This is a genomic window from Actinomadura sp. KC345, assembly GCF_004348515.1.
In the GTDB taxonomy this organism is placed as follows: Bacteria; Actinomycetota; Actinomycetes; order Streptosporangiales; family Streptosporangiaceae; genus Spirillospora.
Map to the genome: position 1 here is coordinate 1 of NZ_SMKH01000199.1, position 14,682 is coordinate 14,682.

At 72.6% G+C, this 14,682-nt stretch carries 14 protein-coding genes; 8 read left to right on the forward strand and 6 right to left on the reverse strand.

The genetic code is table 11. The annotated features are described in order from the left end of the window. Window positions 1-307 precede the first annotated feature (307 nt). A complete protein-coding gene (locus E1281_RS27065; RefSeq protein ID WP_131882537.1) occupies window positions 308-1,789 on the reverse strand; it encodes a helix-turn-helix domain-containing protein in 1,482 nt (493 codons plus the stop codon). 657 nt (window positions 1,790-2,446) lie between these two features. Between E1281_RS27065 and E1281_RS27070 the strand changes: the two genes are divergently transcribed. The 5 genes from E1281_RS27070 to E1281_RS27090 all read left to right on the forward strand — a co-directional run bounded on the left by E1281_RS27070 (window position 2,447) and on the right by E1281_RS27090 (window position 8,089). Then, window positions 2,447-3,703 (forward strand): hypothetical protein, encoded by a 1,257-nt coding sequence (locus E1281_RS27070; protein WP_165959123.1) that lies wholly within the window; start codon window positions 2,447-2,449, stop codon window positions 3,701-3,703. 57 nt (window positions 3,704-3,760) lie between these two features. Then, on the forward strand, window positions 3,761-4,726 hold the full coding sequence (locus E1281_RS27075; protein WP_131882550.1) for a beta-ketoacyl-ACP synthase III: 966 nt from the start codon (window positions 3,761-3,763) through the stop codon (window positions 4,724-4,726). A gap of 96 nt (window positions 4,727-4,822) precedes the next feature. Further along, window positions 4,823-5,878: a thiamine pyrophosphate-dependent enzyme gene (locus E1281_RS27080; protein WP_131882539.1), complete on the forward strand. Its 1,056-nt coding sequence runs from the start codon at window positions 4,823-4,825 to the stop codon at window positions 5,876-5,878. Next, window positions 5,875-6,849, forward strand: coding sequence for an alpha-ketoacid dehydrogenase subunit beta (locus E1281_RS27085; protein ID WP_131882540.1), 975 nt, complete (start codon window positions 5,875-5,877; stop codon window positions 6,847-6,849). Before E1281_RS27080 ends, E1281_RS27085 begins: the two co-directional genes overlap by 4 nt. 61 nt (window positions 6,850-6,910) lie before the next feature. Further along, entirely contained in the window at window positions 6,911-8,089 is a 1,179-nt protein-coding gene (locus tag E1281_RS27090) for a dihydrolipoamide acetyltransferase family protein (protein WP_131882541.1), read from the forward strand. Between the two features lie 67 nt (window positions 8,090-8,156). Here the strand turns inward: E1281_RS27090 and E1281_RS27095 are convergent, their stop codons facing one another. Next, window positions 8,157-8,678 (reverse strand): lytic polysaccharide monooxygenase auxiliary activity family 9 protein, encoded by a 522-nt coding sequence (locus tag E1281_RS27095; RefSeq protein ID WP_131882542.1) that lies wholly within the window; start codon window positions 8,676-8,678, stop codon window positions 8,157-8,159. A 251-nt stretch (window positions 8,679-8,929) separates the two neighbouring features. Between E1281_RS27095 and E1281_RS27100 the strand changes: the two genes are divergently transcribed. Then, a complete protein-coding gene (locus tag E1281_RS27100) occupies window positions 8,930-9,736 on the forward strand; it encodes an SAM-dependent methyltransferase (protein WP_131882543.1) in 807 nt (268 codons plus the stop codon). Between the two features lie 27 nt (window positions 9,737-9,763). Next, window positions 9,764-10,144 (forward strand): YchJ family metal-binding protein, encoded by a 381-nt coding sequence (locus tag E1281_RS27105; RefSeq protein WP_131882544.1) that lies wholly within the window; start codon window positions 9,764-9,766, stop codon window positions 10,142-10,144. On the opposite strand, the gene E1281_RS27110 is transcribed toward E1281_RS27105, so the two are convergent. Further along, window positions 10,120-11,289: an MFS transporter gene (locus E1281_RS27110; protein ID WP_131882545.1), complete on the reverse strand. Its 1,170-nt coding sequence runs from the start codon at window positions 11,287-11,289 to the stop codon at window positions 10,120-10,122. The two genes, E1281_RS27105 and E1281_RS27110, sit on opposite strands and share 25 nt — an antisense overlap. A gap of 61 nt (window positions 11,290-11,350) precedes the next feature. Between E1281_RS27110 and E1281_RS27115 the strand changes: the two genes are divergently transcribed. Next, window positions 11,351-12,520, forward strand: a complete 1,170-nt coding sequence (locus E1281_RS27115; protein ID WP_131882546.1) for an ROK family transcriptional regulator — start codon at window positions 11,351-11,353, stop codon at window positions 12,518-12,520. Here E1281_RS27115 and E1281_RS27120 read toward each other — a convergent pair. The 3 genes from E1281_RS27120 to E1281_RS27130 all read right to left on the reverse strand — a co-directional run. Next, complete coding sequence (locus E1281_RS27120) at window positions 12,517-12,924, reverse strand: cupin domain-containing protein (RefSeq protein ID WP_131882547.1); 408 nt, start codon at window positions 12,922-12,924, stop codon at window positions 12,517-12,519. The two genes, E1281_RS27115 and E1281_RS27120, sit on opposite strands and share 4 nt — an antisense overlap. After that, window positions 12,925-13,752 (reverse strand): phosphoenolpyruvate hydrolase family protein, encoded by an 828-nt coding sequence (locus tag E1281_RS27125; RefSeq protein ID WP_347813313.1) that lies wholly within the window; start codon window positions 13,750-13,752, stop codon window positions 12,925-12,927. It lies immediately after the preceding gene. Then, the coding region (locus tag E1281_RS27130; RefSeq protein ID WP_131882549.1) for a Tm-1-like ATP-binding domain-containing protein at window positions 13,743-14,682 on the reverse strand (940 nt) is incomplete at its 5' end. The genes E1281_RS27125 and E1281_RS27130, both read right to left, overlap by 10 nt.

The window sequence follows — 14,682 nt, forward strand, 5'->3', positions numbered from 1 at the left end:
GGGTGGGGCGGGGTCACTGGTCATGGCGTCGCTCCCTGTGCCGCGAGAACTGAGGGGCGGCCGGTACCCGGCGGCCGTCGGCCGCAGCGTCTTCGGCCGGCAGGCCCGCCACGCGGCACGCCGATGCCGCGGCAGCGGTCCCGGACCGCTGTTGATCAGCATCCCCGAGCCCGCTAACAATCCGCTAAGCGCTCCGGTGCGACGTCACCACGGGCTTCTCTCCCCGGGGTCCCACCTACCGCGGCGTCAGTGCGGGCGCCACGGCAAAGCGCACCCGGCCTGCGCCCGGCCACGGCGAATCCGGAGATCACAGCGGTAAACAGCCCTCTTCGTGGATCTCCCGTGATTCCTGATCCGGGTACGCCCGTCCGCCGCCGGGCGGTGACTGATCGGGTGCGTTGCCGATGATGCGCAGCGCGTGGACGAGGTCGTGGATTCCGGGGCTTGGAACCAGCAGGTCGAGACTCAGCCGCCGTTCGGCGACGCGCAGCCGGGCGCGGACGGTGTTGCGGCTGATTCCCATGTCGCGGGCGGTGCGCTGGGCGTCGGTATCGGCTTGGACCCAGTGGCGCACGGTCTCGTAGACGGTGAGGTTCCCGCCGTCCCGAAGGGGCTTGAGGAAGTTGTGCGCCCAGGTGACGGCCACCTCGTTGGACAGCAGACGGGCCAGGGACGGCGCCGGTCCGCGCTCGCCCGGCGTGGTGCCGGTGTGGGGTGGCGGTGGATCGGTGATGGCCAGGGCCAGGGTGATCTGGGCGCGGCCGCAGGTGCCTTGCAGGTCCACGCCCAGGAGATTTTCGGCGCGCCGCAGGTGGGCGTTCACGGTGTTGCGGCTGATGCCCAGCAGGCGAGCCACGCCCGAGCGTGGGAGCGCCAGGGACAGGCGCAGGACCTCGACCGTGAGCCGGGGCGCCAGGCCCATCGGCTGCAGGACGTGCTGTGCCCAGGCGAGAGCGTCGTCGCGGGGGAGCAACCGGGCCAGTGTCGCCTGACCGCGGTAGACGGCGATCCGGTCGGGGACGTGGCGGGCGACCGCCAGGGCATGCCGGGCCTGGTCATAGGCCGCCTCGGTCGCGTGCAGGGGGTGCACGGCACTGATGCCCAGCGCGTAGGCCGGGTTGTCCCGTACCCAGGAACGCAGCAGCGGTTCCAGGGCGCCGTCCCCGCCTTCGTCCTTTTCGTCCTCGTCTTCGGCGGTCAGGCAGATGAGGTGGTCGTCGTAGACGGGGCAGTGCAGCAGCAGGCCGCGGCCGTGATACCCGAACCGGTCCTGGCGGGTCTCGGCCAGCCGGGCGCGGTCGCCCGACGGGCAGCGCAGCACGAGGACCCGCAGGCGGTCGGCCTCCAGCAGCGGCGGGACGGCGTCGGCCGTCATCCGGCGGGCCAGTGCCGGATCGCCGACCATCAGGGCCGTGAAGATCGCCACTCGCATCCGGTTCGTCACGCGCGCGTGCCGGGTGACCAGGGCGTTGGAGGAACCGATGCGCCGCAGGGCGTCCAGCACGGTGGCGGTGTGGGACGCCAGCATGACCGCCTCGCCCGTGAGCGGCGACGAACCCGCCACCACCAGCACCGGGCGCGACGCCCCCCGCCCCAGCGCCTCGCAACGCACATGCAGCGAGCCCACCTGCGCGGCGGCCGCCCCCAGCCTCTCATTGGACAAATCGCGCAATAGTGGCCGGAGGGCCGCCATGGCGTCCTCCGGGAACTCGCCGCTGGACAACGCGATCTCGCCCTCACCGTCCGCAAGGACGACGACCGCGCCGATTCGCTGATGCAGCCAATCCATCAGCTTCCGCGGACCGGGATCCGTTCCCTGCGATAGAGATCGCCTCAGATGGCGAAGCAACTCGTCGAACACGTCGGTTGTGGACACGGCACTCCTCCAGCGGTTTCTCCCCTGTTGAGGGACGCACTGCGACCGAAGCCGGTTCCACCGGAGGGCGACCTTTATCGAAAAGACCGCCCTGAATTCCCGTCCGTCGATCTGTCAGCTTCCTGTCAGGAAGGAGATGCGGCCGGGTCGGCGGTCCGCAGCGGGCGCACGCCCCGGCATCAGGCGACGACCTGGACAAACATCACCGCAAGCGTGCGGCCGGTGGCGCCTGCCCAGCATCGGCGACCACCCGCCTCCCCTCGGCACGGCCACTTGAGCACCGTGCACACATGGAATTCAGAATTGCACAGCGTGCACCTTGATCCCCCTCCCCGGATCCGCTAAATTCCAGTTCGTTTGTTCTGATCCTTCGACCATGACAGGAACCTCAAGGGGAGTCCGAGCACGCTCGAAAATCGGCGACAGGTACCGCCCATAACGGTGGCCCACCTTTCTCGCCGACGTCTGGGCGACTTTCAGGCCAAGCGGATCTCACCCCTTCGACAATGGCCTCACCGGCGGTGGACTCCGCGAAAGCGGAGAGCGTGCGGAATCATCATTGGAAAGAGAGTGGCTCCTGTGCTGGACGATCACCGGACCGCGAACGAATTCAGTTATCCGGGTTCCGACTCGCTCGGCCGTCTCTGGGAGAGGCCCCCGCGGGACCAGGCGCACGTGCGGGACGAGAACCCCGCGGGCCGGACCCCGTTCATCGCGGTGCTGGGGTCCAGCGGTTTCCGGGCCAGCTGGCAGACCGGCATCGCCGACGTGCTGGAGCGGATCGGCGACCCCGTGCGCTGGGACGTCACCTCGGGCGGCGCGATTCCGGGAATCGCGGCCGCGGCCGGCATCAGCAGGTACTGGCGCCGCGTCATGAACGCCGCGGCCCCGAGCCACAAGATCCTCAAGCCGGCGGACGGTCTTCGCTGGTTCGAGCGCAGGAACCTCGACCTCGGCGGCGTCTACGACATGACCGAGGTGGAGGACTGGATGGCCGCCTGGCTGGCCTGGGCGGGCGTCGAGACCTTTCGCGACCTGCGTTACGAGCCGGGGGACGCCGCTCCCGCCGACGTCTCCCACCGCGCCGGGATCTGCGTTTCCCTGTGGCGCACGGCCAAGCCCTACCCGGCGCGGTGCACAGAGCGCCAGCTGCGCGATCCGGAATTCATCCACCGCGCCTTCCGGTGGGCCTTCTACGGCCGGCAGTTCCCACTCCGGACGTTCCGGCCGGTATGGGTGCCCGACACCGTCGGAGAGCATCTGCCCTGGCTGAAGAACGAGATCGACGACCACAGTCCCGCCTTCTGGGCCAGGGTCTCGATGAGCCAGTGGCCCGCGTGCCTCCCCACGGTGCTCCAGGACCCCCGGTCCCGCCAGCTCGTGTTCCTCATCGACGGCGGCCACATAGACAACCAGCCGAGCCTGTTCAACGACGGCCGTGTGCCTCCCCTGCCGCTCCTCAATCCGAGGCTGGCCCAGAACCGGCGCCAGGGCGGCCCGCAGCAGCGGCGCCGTGATTCGCGGCGCATGCCGTTCGGCAGGGTCGTCCGCTTCGACGTCACGCCGGAAACCGATTTCGGATCGCTCAAGGGAGGACATCTCACGCTGGCCGACCGCGACGCCATGTGGCGCCGGGGCGTTCTCCAAGGCCGGCAGCGACTGACCGGCGAGTTCTCAGCTCTGATCCGGCAGCACGCCGCGGCGCGCGAACGCCACGGACGGCTGGACAAGCGGCTGATCGTCGAGGTGCCGGCGCTGCACGGATTCCAGGCCATCGCCACGGCGAGGAGGCCGGGGACAAGGCGGTGCCTCGATAACCGCAGCTGAGCACCTCCGACGATTCTTACCGGTCTACCCGATCAACGTCAGCAAGGAGTTCCCATGATGGGCGGTTCACGAATACTGGCCTTCGGCCACTACCAGCCGACCGCCGAACTGACCAATGACGATCTCGCCGCGCGGCTCGACACCAGCGATGAATGGATCACGCGCCGGGTCGGGATCCGGAGCAGGCGCATCGCCGCGGCGGACGAGACCGTCGACCGGATGGCGGGCCGCGCGGCGGCGGACGCGCTGGACAACAGCCGCGTACCGCCGGAATCGGTGGACATGGTCGTGGTCGCGACCTGCACGGCGATCAACCGCACTCCCAACATGGCCGCGCGCGTCGCGGCCGGCCTCGGCCTCGCGAACCCCGCCGTCATCGACGTGAACACGGCCTGCTCGGGCTTCACCCACGCGCTCACCATCGCCGATCACGCCGTCCGCGCCGGGGTGGCCCGGAACGCGCTGGCGATCGGAGCCGACAAGCTCAGCGAGGTCGTCGACTGGGACGACCGGACGACCAGCGTCCTGATCGGGGACGGCGCGGGGGCCGCGATGATCGGACGGGCGGACACCCCGGAGATCGGCCCGGCCGTGTGGGGGTCGGACCTGGAGAAGTCACGGGCCATCACCATCGAGGGGAGCCCCCCGCTCTTCGCCCAGGACGGGGCGGCGGTCTACCGGTGGACCGTCACCGAGATCTCGCGGCTCGCCCGTGAGACCTGCGACCGCGCCGGGATCGCGCCCGCCGACCTGGGCGCCGTGGTGTTCCACCAGGCGAACCTGCGGATCATCGAGAAGCTGGCCGCCCAGCTCGGCGCCATCAACGCGGTCGTGGCCACCGACCTGGTGGAGTCGGGCAACACCTCCGCGGCGAGCATCCCCCTCGCACTGTCGAAACTCGCCGAGGCGGGCCGCGTTCCTGCGGGCGCCCCGACCCTCGTCTTCGGGTTCGGCGGCGGCCTGTCCTACGCCGGCCAGGTGTTCCGCTGGCCGGAGGCGCCCGCCCGGACGCCCGCGGGCTGAGCGGGCACGATGATCCGGACACCGGTACCGGCCGATGGCGCCGGCCCCGCTCCGCGCACGCCGGTCGAGCCGGCGCCCGCGGCGGAGCCGATCCCGATGACCCAGTTCGTCACGCCCGAAGGCCGCCTGACCCCCCTCGGAGAGGCGCACGGGGTGGATCGCGAACTCGCGATGACCCTGTTCCGGGACATGAGCCTGGCACGCGGCCTCGACCGCGAGGCGGTCGCGCTCCAGCGGCAGGGGGAACTCGGCCTGTGGCTGGAGAGCCTCGGGCAGGAGGCCGCGCAGGTCGGCTCCATCCGGGCGCTCCGTCCGGACGACCACGTCTTCCCGAGCTACCGCGAGCACGCCGCGGCGCTGTGCCGGGGCATCACGCCCTCGCAGTTGCTCGCCCAGTGGCGAGGCGTGGCCCACGCCGGATGGGAGCCGTCCGCGCACGCGTTCCACTTCTACACGCTCGTGCTGGGCGCCCAGACGCTCCATGCCACGGGATACGCGATGGGCTGCATCCTGTCAGGTCAGGACACGGTGGTCGCCACCTACTTCGGCGACGGCGCCGCCAGCCAGGGCGATGTGAACGAGGCGCTCAACTGGGCCGCGGCCCGCGGGCTTCCCGTCCTGTTCATCTGCCAGAACAACCAGTGGGCCATCTCGACGCCGAACTCCCGCCAGAGCGGAAGCCGGCTGTACCAGCGCGCCACCGGGTTCGGCCTGCGCGCCTGGTACGTGGACGGCAACGACGCGGCCGCCGTCCACGCGGTCACGGCGGCCGCCGCGCTGAGCGTCCGGCGCGGCGACGGGCCGGCCCTGGTCGAGGCCGAGACCTACCGGATCGGCGGGCACAGCACGTCGGACGACCCGCGGCGCTACCGCCCGGACGCCGAACTCGCGCTGTGGCGGGCGCGCGACCCGATCAGCCGGATGGAGGCGTTCCTGCGCGGCCAGGGGGTGGCCCAGGCGTGGTTCGACCAGGTCGACGCGGACGCCCGGGAGATCGCCGGGCAGGCGCGGGCGGCGTGCGCCGCCATGACCGATCCGGATCTGGGTGATCTCTTCGGCCATGTCTACGCAGGCCACCACCCGATGATGGCCGCGGAGAAGGCCGCGTACGACCGCTTCCGCGCTGCGGTCGACTCGGAGATCGACCCGTGACCGCGATGACGCTGGTCCGGGCCGTCAACGAGGGCCTGCGGCGCTCCCTGCGGGAGGACGGCCGGGTCCTCGTCCTCGGCGAGGACGTCGGCGTGCTCGGCGGGGTCTTCCGCGTCACCGACGGGTTGCAGCGGGAGTTCGGCGACCAGCGGGTCATGGACACGCCGCTGACCGAGGCCGGCATCGTCGGCACCGCGGTCGGCCTGGCCCTGCACGGCTACCGTCCGGTCTGCGAGATCCAGTTCGACGGCTTCGTCTACCCGGCGTTCGACCAGATCGTCAGCCAGCTCGCCAAGATGCGCGCCCGCGCGCGGGGCCGGGTGGCACTGCCGGTGGTGATCCGCATCCCGGCCGGCGGCGGGATCGGCGCGGTCGAGCACCACAGCGAGTCCAACGAGGCCTACTTCGCCCACACCGCCGGACTCCGGGTCGTCTCCTGCTCCACCCCGGCCGACGGCTACCGGTTGCTGCGGGCCGCGATCGCCTGCGACGACCCGGTGATCTTCTTCGAGCCGAAGCGCCGCTACTGGGACAGGGGCGAGGTCGACCTCGGCAGCACGCCCGCGTCGCTGGACCGGGCACGTGTGCTGCGCAAGGGAAGCGAGCTCACGCTCGTCGCGCACGGGCCGGCGGTCGCCACGGCGCTGGCCGCGGCGGACGCCGCCGCCGAGGACGGCGTCTCGGTGGGCGTGGTGGATCTGCGCACGATCTCACCCCTGGACATCGGCACGCTGCGCCGCTGCGCGGGCGAGACGGGCCGCATGGTGGTGGTGCACGAGGCGTCGGCCTTCCTCGGTGTGGGAGCGGAGATCGCGGCGGCCGTGACCGAGTCCTGCTTCTACCGGCTGAAGGCACCGGTCCTGCGGGTCGGCGCCTACGACATCCCCTACCCGCCGGCCAAGGTCGAGGAGGAGTTCCTGCCCGGCATCGACCGGGTCCTTCTCGCCATCGACGAGTGCCTGAACTTCTGAGTCCCCGTGGTCCGCGTGAGCGCGGTCCGCATGAGCGGCCGTTCCGGGAGGAGACGCCATCGTGAGCGCAACGCAGGTCTTCCATCTGCCCGATGTCGGCGAAGGCCTGACCGAGGCCGAGATCGTCGGCTGGCGTGTCGACGTGGGGGACAGAGTCCGGGTCAACGATGTCGTCGTCGAGATCGAGTCGGCCAAGTCGCTGGTGGAACTCCCGGTCCCGTTCGCGGGGGTCGTCGCCGAGCTGCATGCCGGTGTGGGCGAGACGGTGCCGGTGGGGGCTCCGCTGATCGGCGTCAGCCGCGAGGGGAGCGCTCCGGAGCCCGCGTCCACCGCTTCCCGCCCCGACCGCGCCGAGGCCGGGGCGGAGGCCGGAAGGGAGGAGCCGGATCGCCGGGAGGAGCCGCAGATGCTCGTCGGTGGCGGGCCCTGGCGGCAGGGCTCCAGGCGGATCCGGATCGGGGCCCGGAGGCAGGAGTGGGACGCCAGGCGTCCGGCGAGGTCCGCTCGCGAGCCGGAGGCACCGGCGCCCGCCGCGCCGGTCCGGGAGACGCGGTCGCCGGTCACGGGCGTCCGCAAGGCCACCGCGGCCGCCGTGACCCGCTCCGCGTTCACCGCCCCGCACGTGACCGAGTGGGTCACCGTGGACGTCACGGCCACGATGGAGTTGACGCGCCGGCTGAGGTCCGATCGGGCCTGGTCGGACGTCCGGATGACACCGCTGGTGCTCGTCGCGCGGGCCGTGCTCCTCGCGGTGCGGGGTTTCCCCGGAGTCAACGCCTCCTGGGACGAGGACCGCCGCGAGATCGTGGTCAAGCACTACGTCGACCTCGGCATCGCGGCGGCGACGTCACGCGGGCTGCTGGTCCCCGCCATCAGGGACGCGCACGAGCTGGGCCTGCGCGAGCTCGCCGGGGCGATCGCCGAGCTGGTCGGCGAGGCCCGGACCGGCACGACGCCGCCCGACCGGCTGACGGGCGGCACGATCACGATCACCAACATCGGTGCGTTCGGCGTTGACGGCGGCACTCCGATCCTGAACCCCGGCGAGGCCGCCATCCTGGCGATGGGGGCGATCAAGAAGCGGCCCTGGGCGGCCGGCGACGCACTGGTGGTCCGGGAGGTCGCGACCCTCGCGCTGTCCTTCGACCACCGGCTCGTCGACGGAGAGCTCGGGTCACGGTTCCTGACGCGCGTGGCGTCGTTCCTTGAGGATCCGGGGACGGCGCTGCTTCACGCGTGAGCCGCGGCGCCGTCCACTGGACGGGATCGGCCCGCCCCCGGGAGCGGACCGGGGGCGGGCCGGGGCATCACCGCACTTCCACGTCGACGCAGGCGTAGAAGGCGTTTCCGGTGTCGGCGATGTTCCAGACGGCCAGGACCTTCTGCCGGCCGGTCGCCCCGCCGAGGTCGACCGTGTGGGAGACGGTGTCGGGAGGCTGCTGGTCGTTGCCGTCGACGACCGCGACGCGGGTGCCGCCAACGTAGTACTCGTAGTTGGCCGTGCGGTGCCTGACGGTGAACGTCCAGGTGAAGGTGACCGAGTTGCCGACCGGGGTGGCCTGCCAGCCCTTCCCGTCGTCGTCGAGTTCGCTGAACCGTGCGTTTCCGCCGCTGCAGCTGCGCAGGCCCTTCGGCCCTTCGACGCTCTGCGGCTCCCACTTGATCGCGCCGCACTCGACGACGCCGGCCGCGCACTGGGCCTGCCGGCTCATCGGTGCGGAGACGTAGCCGTGGGCGAGGGCGGCGGACGCGGGAAGGAGGACGGAGATGAAGGGAGCGATTCCGAGGCCCGTCACGGCGGCGGCGAGCCTGCGCCTGGTTCTGTTCATGCGGGGGGTCCTTGCGTCGGGGTGGTCAGAGTTCGGCGCGCCGTGTGCACGGGGGATGGAGGGGAGCGGGGCATACGGACTCCATCTGACAGGAAACTTTCCTATCAACTAATGGGCACGGTAACCCCGCATCCGACGGCGGGCAAGACCGGTGGCGCGTTTCCGGCCGGGCGCGCGGCCGCGGTGCGACGGTTCGGCGTCCGCGCCGGGGAATGATGAGGACGGTCAGCGCCGTCCAGAGGAGGCCATCGATGCCGAACGAACAGCGGCCGGAGATCGACACCAGCGTGCCGCATTCGGCGCGCGTCTGGGACTACTGGCTCGGCGGGAGGGAGAACTACCCCGCGGACCGCGAGGCCGGCGACGCCGTCCTGCGGGTACTGCCGGGGATCGCCGTCTCGGCGAGGCAGGACCGGGCGTTCCTCGGCCGCGCGGTGCGCTTCCTGATCACGCGGGGGGTCCGGCAGTTCCTCGATCTCGGGGCGGGCCTCCCCACGGCCGACAACACCCACGACGTCGCGCAGCGCGTCGCGCCGTCGTCCCGGATCGTCTACGTCGACAACGACCCGCTCGTGCTCACCCACGCCCGGTCCCTGCTGCGCACCTCCCCCGAAGGTGCGTGCGACTACATCGAGGCCGACATCCGCGACACGGAGCCGGTCCTGTCCGCCGCGTCCCGCACGCTGGACCTCGACCGGCCCGTGGGGCTGATGCTGCTCGGGGTGCTGAACCACATCCTGGACGACGGCGAGGCGGAGCAGATCGTCGCGCGCCTGGTGAGCAGGCTCGCTCCGGGCAGCCACCTGGTCCTCTCCCACACCTGCGACGCCACGACCGACGAGTTGGACGGCGAGGCCATGCGGCGGGCGGTCCAGGAGGTCATGGACCGCGGCGGAACGCCCATCCGCGCGCGGTCCCCGGAGGAGATCGAGAGGCTCTTCGCGGGAACGAGCCTGGTGGAGCCCGGAGTGGTGTCGTGCTCGCGGTGGCGCCCCGACCGGCCGGAGCCCGAGGTCCCGCACTTCAGCGGCGTCAGCGTCATCACCGGCGACTCCTGACGGGCGGCGGCAGGGCAGAATCGGGGTGTGGCGAAGAAGTGTCCATGCGGCGCCGGCCCCCGGTACCGGGACTGTTGCGGACGGCTGCATCGCGGTGAGGGGCGGGCGGAGACCGCCGGCGAGCTGATGCGGTCGCGGTTCAGCGCGTTCGCGGAGCGGGACGAGACGTACCTGCTGAAGAGCTGGCATCCCGCGACGCGGCCGGAGCGGATCGGCTTCGACTCCGGGACGCGGTGGGTGCGGCTGGAGATCGTCCGGGAGGAGAACGGCGGCCCCGGGGACGACAAGGGGACGGTGGAGTTCCGCGCCCACTACCTGGAGGGCTCGGTCCCCGGGGAACTGCACGAGGTCAGCCGGTTCGTCCGGCATGACGGCGACTGGGTCTACGTCCGGGGCAAGGTGGCCTGACCCTCCGTCCTGAGGCGCCATCCGCAGCGGACGAGGAGGGCCAGCAGCAGCGCGGGGACGACGAAGACGGCGGCGCGCAGCGTGGTGAGGTCGGCGAGCGTCCCGAGGACGAGCGGCGCGACGCCGATCGCCACCCCGGACGCGAGGGCGCAGCGGGCGGCGGCCCGGACGGGCTGCGACGGCCACGCCGCGAGCGCCTGCGCCAGGATGACCGGGTAGAGGAGCGCGACGCCGAGCCCGACCACCAGCAGCCCGGCGACCGCGAACGGGGCGGGCGCCGTCCACAGGACCGCGAACCCGGCGACGCCGACCGCCGCGGCCGCGGCGAGGAGCCGGTCGGCCCCTCCCACCGCGCGCAGGACCGGCCCGGACACCGCCCGTGCCACCGCCATGCCCACCAGGAACGCCGCCGAGAACGTCGTCGCGGAGCCGGAGCCGAGGTCCTTGACCGACCGGAGGAAGTCGGCCGCCCAGAAGACCATGCAGAACTCGACGCCGACGGCGAGCACGAGGTCGGACCAGCGGCTCACGAAGGTGCGCGGGGTCCGCTCCCCCGCCGCCGGCACGGCGTCCTCGCGCGCCACCGGCGCCACGGCCCGCCGCGTGAGCAGCAGGACGGCGGCCAGCGCCAGCGGCGGCACGGCGAACGCGAACCGCCACCCGAGCCCCTGGGCGAGCGCGGCGCCGATGAGCACCGGCGACAGGATGGACGCGGTGCTCGACACCGCGTTCGCCTCCCCGATCGGGACCGTTCCATCCCCGCCGTGCAGGGTGCGCAGCGCGGCCGGGATGAGCTGGACGAGCCCCGCGCCGCCGAGCCCGAGGACCAGCGCGCCGGACGCGGTCCCGAGCCGCCCCCCGGTGACGGCGATGATCGCGGCGCCGCCGACCAGCGCGACCAGGGCCGCGGGCAGTGCCAGCCCCCCGAGCCGCCCCGCGAGCCGGTGCCCGACGAGGCCGACGACGACGAGCCCGAGCGCGAACGCCGACGGGTAGAGCGCCACCTCGGCGCGCGGGAGCCCGCGCTCCTCGCGCAGTTCCGGCAGGATCGCGCCGAGCGCCGTCAGCATGTAGCCGAGGCAGCCGAGCGTCAGGTACAGGCCGTAGGTCGAAGACGTCCGCCGCAGGACCGCCGCCTCGCTCATGTCCACCCCCCCTTATTATGCTCGTTCAACGAGGATAATCGAGAACGGCGAGGATGTCACAATGCAGCCGAAGACCGCGCACTCGGCACGGGCCCTGCGCAGCCAGGGAGCGCTGGCGGTGCTCCGCCACGTCCACGCGCACCCGTCCGCGACCAGGGCGGACGCCGCACGCGCGCTCGGGCTGAGCAGCGGTTCCGCCACCGAGATCACGAGCCGGCTCAAGGCGGCGCGGCTGGTCGAGGAGACCGCGCCGCCCCGCACCGGCGGGCGCGGCCGGCCCTCCCCCGCGCTGACCGCCCACCCGGACGGCCCGCTGGTCTGCGTCGTCGACATCGGCCACGAGGAATGGCGGGTCGCCTGCGTCGAGCTCGGCGGCCGGATCGTCACCGAGGACGCCGGCCGCCACTCCGGCTCGTCCCGGCTGGTCGGGACACTGGCCGCGCGCGTGTCCGCGCTCCATGCCCACTACGGCGGCCGCGTCCGCGCGGTGTCGGCCTGCGTCGCCGGCACCGTCAGCCGGACGACGATCGTCCAGGCGTCCGGCCTGGGCTGGCGCGACGTCGGCCTCGGGCCGCTCCAGCCGCCGGGCATCCCGCTCCTCGTCGGCAACGACGCGACCCTCGCCGGGCTCGCCGACGCCAGGCGCGGCGCGGGGGCGGCGGCGCGGACCGTCCTGCACCTGATGGTCGAGGTCGGCGTCGGCGGGATCCTCGTCGTGGAGGGACGCCCGGCGGACGGCGCGACCGGCGCGGGCGGCGAGTTCGGGCACATGCCCTTCGGCGATCCCGCGCTGGAATGCCCGTGCGGCGCCCGCGGCTGCTGGGGCATGGAGGTGGACGGCGGCGCCATGGCCCGCGCGCTCGGCCGTCCCTCGCCCCCGGACCCGCGCACCGCCGCCGGCGAGATCATCGCGTCCGCGTCCTCCGACCCCGCGGCCGGGGACGCCGTCGCACGCGCCGCCCAAGCGCTGGGACGGGGCATCGGCGCCCTGGTCAACGGCCTGGACCCGGAGGTCGTCACCCTCTCAGGCCTGGCCCTCGACCTGGCGGCGACGGCACCCGCGCTCCTGGAGGACGGCTACCTCTCAGCCCTGATGCGCTACCGCCGGGCGGATCCGCCGCCCGTCCTGCCGTCGCCGCTCGGCCCGCAGGCCCCGCTCATCGGCGCGGCCGACGCCGCCTTCGACGTCATCCTGACCGAAGAGGGCCTGGACGCCTGGTCCCGTGCCTAGGCCTGGCGCCATTCCGGCACCGCGCCGGGCTCGTGCAGGCAGAGGTCCGGTGCGCCCTCCAGCGCCTTCTCCTCGCCGCCCGGCGTGTAGGTGACGATCAGCCGCAGCGGACGCCAGGTCGTGTTGAACGTCGAATGCCAGACGCCCTTCGGGATGTGGACGGCGTCGCCCTCACGGATCGGGAACGGCTCGCCGTCGTCCACCATCTGCGTCGCCTCGCCGGAGATCACGTAGATCACCTCCTCGGCGCCCGGATGGTTGTGCCGCGCGTGCCCCTTGCCCGGGTTGACGATGACCTCCCCCAGCGTGCTGCTCGCACCGGGCACGGACGACGGCGTGACGAACCACTTGATCGACCCCCAGTCGAAGGCCATCGTCGTCACGTCACCGGGATTGACGAGCATTCAGATCTCCAGGTTCTTGAAGGCGGCCACCTGCTGCGTGATGGCCTTCTCGGTCGGCAGGCGTTCGACCGAGGAGGCGCCGAAGAAGCCCACGACGCCCTCGGTCCGCGAGAGCACGTAGGACGCGTCGTCCGGTTCGGCGATCGGGCCTCCGTGGCAGAGCACCAGGACCCCGGGACGGACGGCGGCCGCGGCGTCCCGCATGGCCTGCACCCGCTCGACCGCCTCGTCCAGCGTCAGGGCCGTGCCCGCGCCGATGCTGCCCTTGGTGGTGAGCCCGACGTGCGGGACGAGGACGTCGGCGCCCGCCTCCGCCATCGCCCGCGCCTGGTCCTCGTCGAACACGTACGGGGCGGTGACCATGTCGCGTTCGTGCGCGAGCCGCACCATCTCGACTTCCAGCTCGTACCCCATGCCGGTCTCTTCGAGGTTCTGCCGGAACACCCCGTCGTAGAGCCCCACGGTCGGGAAGTTCTGCACGCCCGCGAAGCCCATCGCCTTGAGCTGGTCGAGGAAGACGGGCATCACCCGGAAAGGGTCGGTGCCGCACACGCCCGCCAGCACGGCCGTGTCCTTCACGACGGGCAGCACCTCGGACGCCATCTCCACCACGATCTGGTTCGCGTCCCCGTACGGGAGCAGCCCGGCCAGCGACCCGCGTCCCGCCATCCGGTAGCGGCCGGAGTTGTAGATGATGATGAGGTCGACACCGCCCGCCTCCGCGCACTTGGCGGACAGCCCGGTCCCCGCGCCCGCACCGATGACGGGCTTGCCCTCCCCGACCGCGGCCCGCAGCCGCTCCAGAACGGTCGCCCGCTTCACTGCGATCCCCCCGAGATCATCTGGTGCAGCCGGTCGGCCATCGCCCGGCCGAACACCGGATCGTTGATGTTCACGTCGACTCTCTCCGTCTCCACCGCGCCCTCCAACTCCGCGAAGCACGCCTCGTCCGCCGCCGGGTCATGGAACTGCATCCCCGGAGCGTCGAGCGCCGACACGCCACCGAGCGGGACGAACAGCACGGTCGGCCCGGTCGCGTCCGCCAGTTTCGCCGCGACCCTCCGCCCCAGCTCCGCCATCTCCTCCGGCGTCGTCCGCATCAGCGTCACGGTCGGGTTGTGGACGTAGAGGTTGCGCCCCGCGAACCGCTCCGGGACGGTCTCGCGCGGCCCGAAGTTGACCATGTCCAAGGCGCCGGGCGCCACCACCTGCGGGACCCCGTGCCGCCCCGCCGCCGTGAGCCGCTCGGGCCCGGCCGACAGGACACCGCCGACCAGGTCGTCGGCCAGCTCGGTCGTGGTCAGATCCAGCACTCCGGCCAGGAGCCCGCTCTCCACGAGCCCTTCCATCGCGCGGCCCCCGGCACCGGTCGCGTGGAACACGAGGACCTCGTAGCCCAGCTCCTCCAGCCGCTCCCGCGCCGCGTCCACCGCCGGGGTCGTCACCCCGAACATCGAGGCCGCGACCACGGGCCGCTCGTCCACCGAAGGCGCCGCCCGCGCCTCGGCGTACGCCTTCGCCATCCCGGCCGCCGCGGCCGCCGCGTTCCCGAGGACCCGCCGCGTCACCCGGTTGACGCCCGCGATGTCCGCGACGCTGTACATCATCGTCACGTCCTTGGCGCCCACGTACGGCGCCACGTCCCCGGCGGCCATCGTGGAGACGATCAGCTTCGGCAGCCCGATCGGCAGATCCCGCACGGCCCGCGCCGCGATCGACGACCCACCGCTCCCCCCGACCGCGAGCACGGCGTCCACC

What these genes read in the sequence shown, in the direction of transcription:
- E1281_RS27065 (WP_131882537.1), bottom strand. Translation starts at nt 1,789, where the DNA reads ATGGATTGGCTGCATCAGCGAATCGGCGCGGTCGTCGTCCTTGCGGAC.
- E1281_RS27075 (WP_131882550.1), top strand. Translation starts at nt 3,761, where the DNA reads ATGGGCGGTTCACGAATACTGGCCTTCGGCCACTACCAGCCGACCGCC.
- E1281_RS27080 (WP_131882539.1), top strand. Translation starts at nt 4,823, where the DNA reads ATGACCCAGTTCGTCACGCCCGAAGGCCGCCTGACCCCCCTCGGAGAG.
- E1281_RS27095 (WP_131882542.1), bottom strand. Translation starts at nt 8,678, where the DNA reads ATGAACAGAACCAGGCGCAGGCTCGCCGCCGCCGTGACGGGCCTCGGA.
- E1281_RS27100 (WP_131882543.1), top strand. Translation starts at nt 8,930, where the DNA reads ATGCCGAACGAACAGCGGCCGGAGATCGACACCAGCGTGCCGCATTCG.
- E1281_RS27110 (WP_131882545.1), bottom strand. Translation starts at nt 11,289, where the DNA reads ATGAGCGAGGCGGCGGTCCTGCGGCGGACGTCTTCGACCTACGGCCTG.
- E1281_RS27115 (WP_131882546.1), top strand. Translation starts at nt 11,351, where the DNA reads ATGCAGCCGAAGACCGCGCACTCGGCACGGGCCCTGCGCAGCCAGGGA.
- E1281_RS27120 (WP_131882547.1), bottom strand. Translation starts at nt 12,924, where the DNA reads ATGCTCGTCAATCCCGGTGACGTGACGACGATGGCCTTCGACTGGGGG.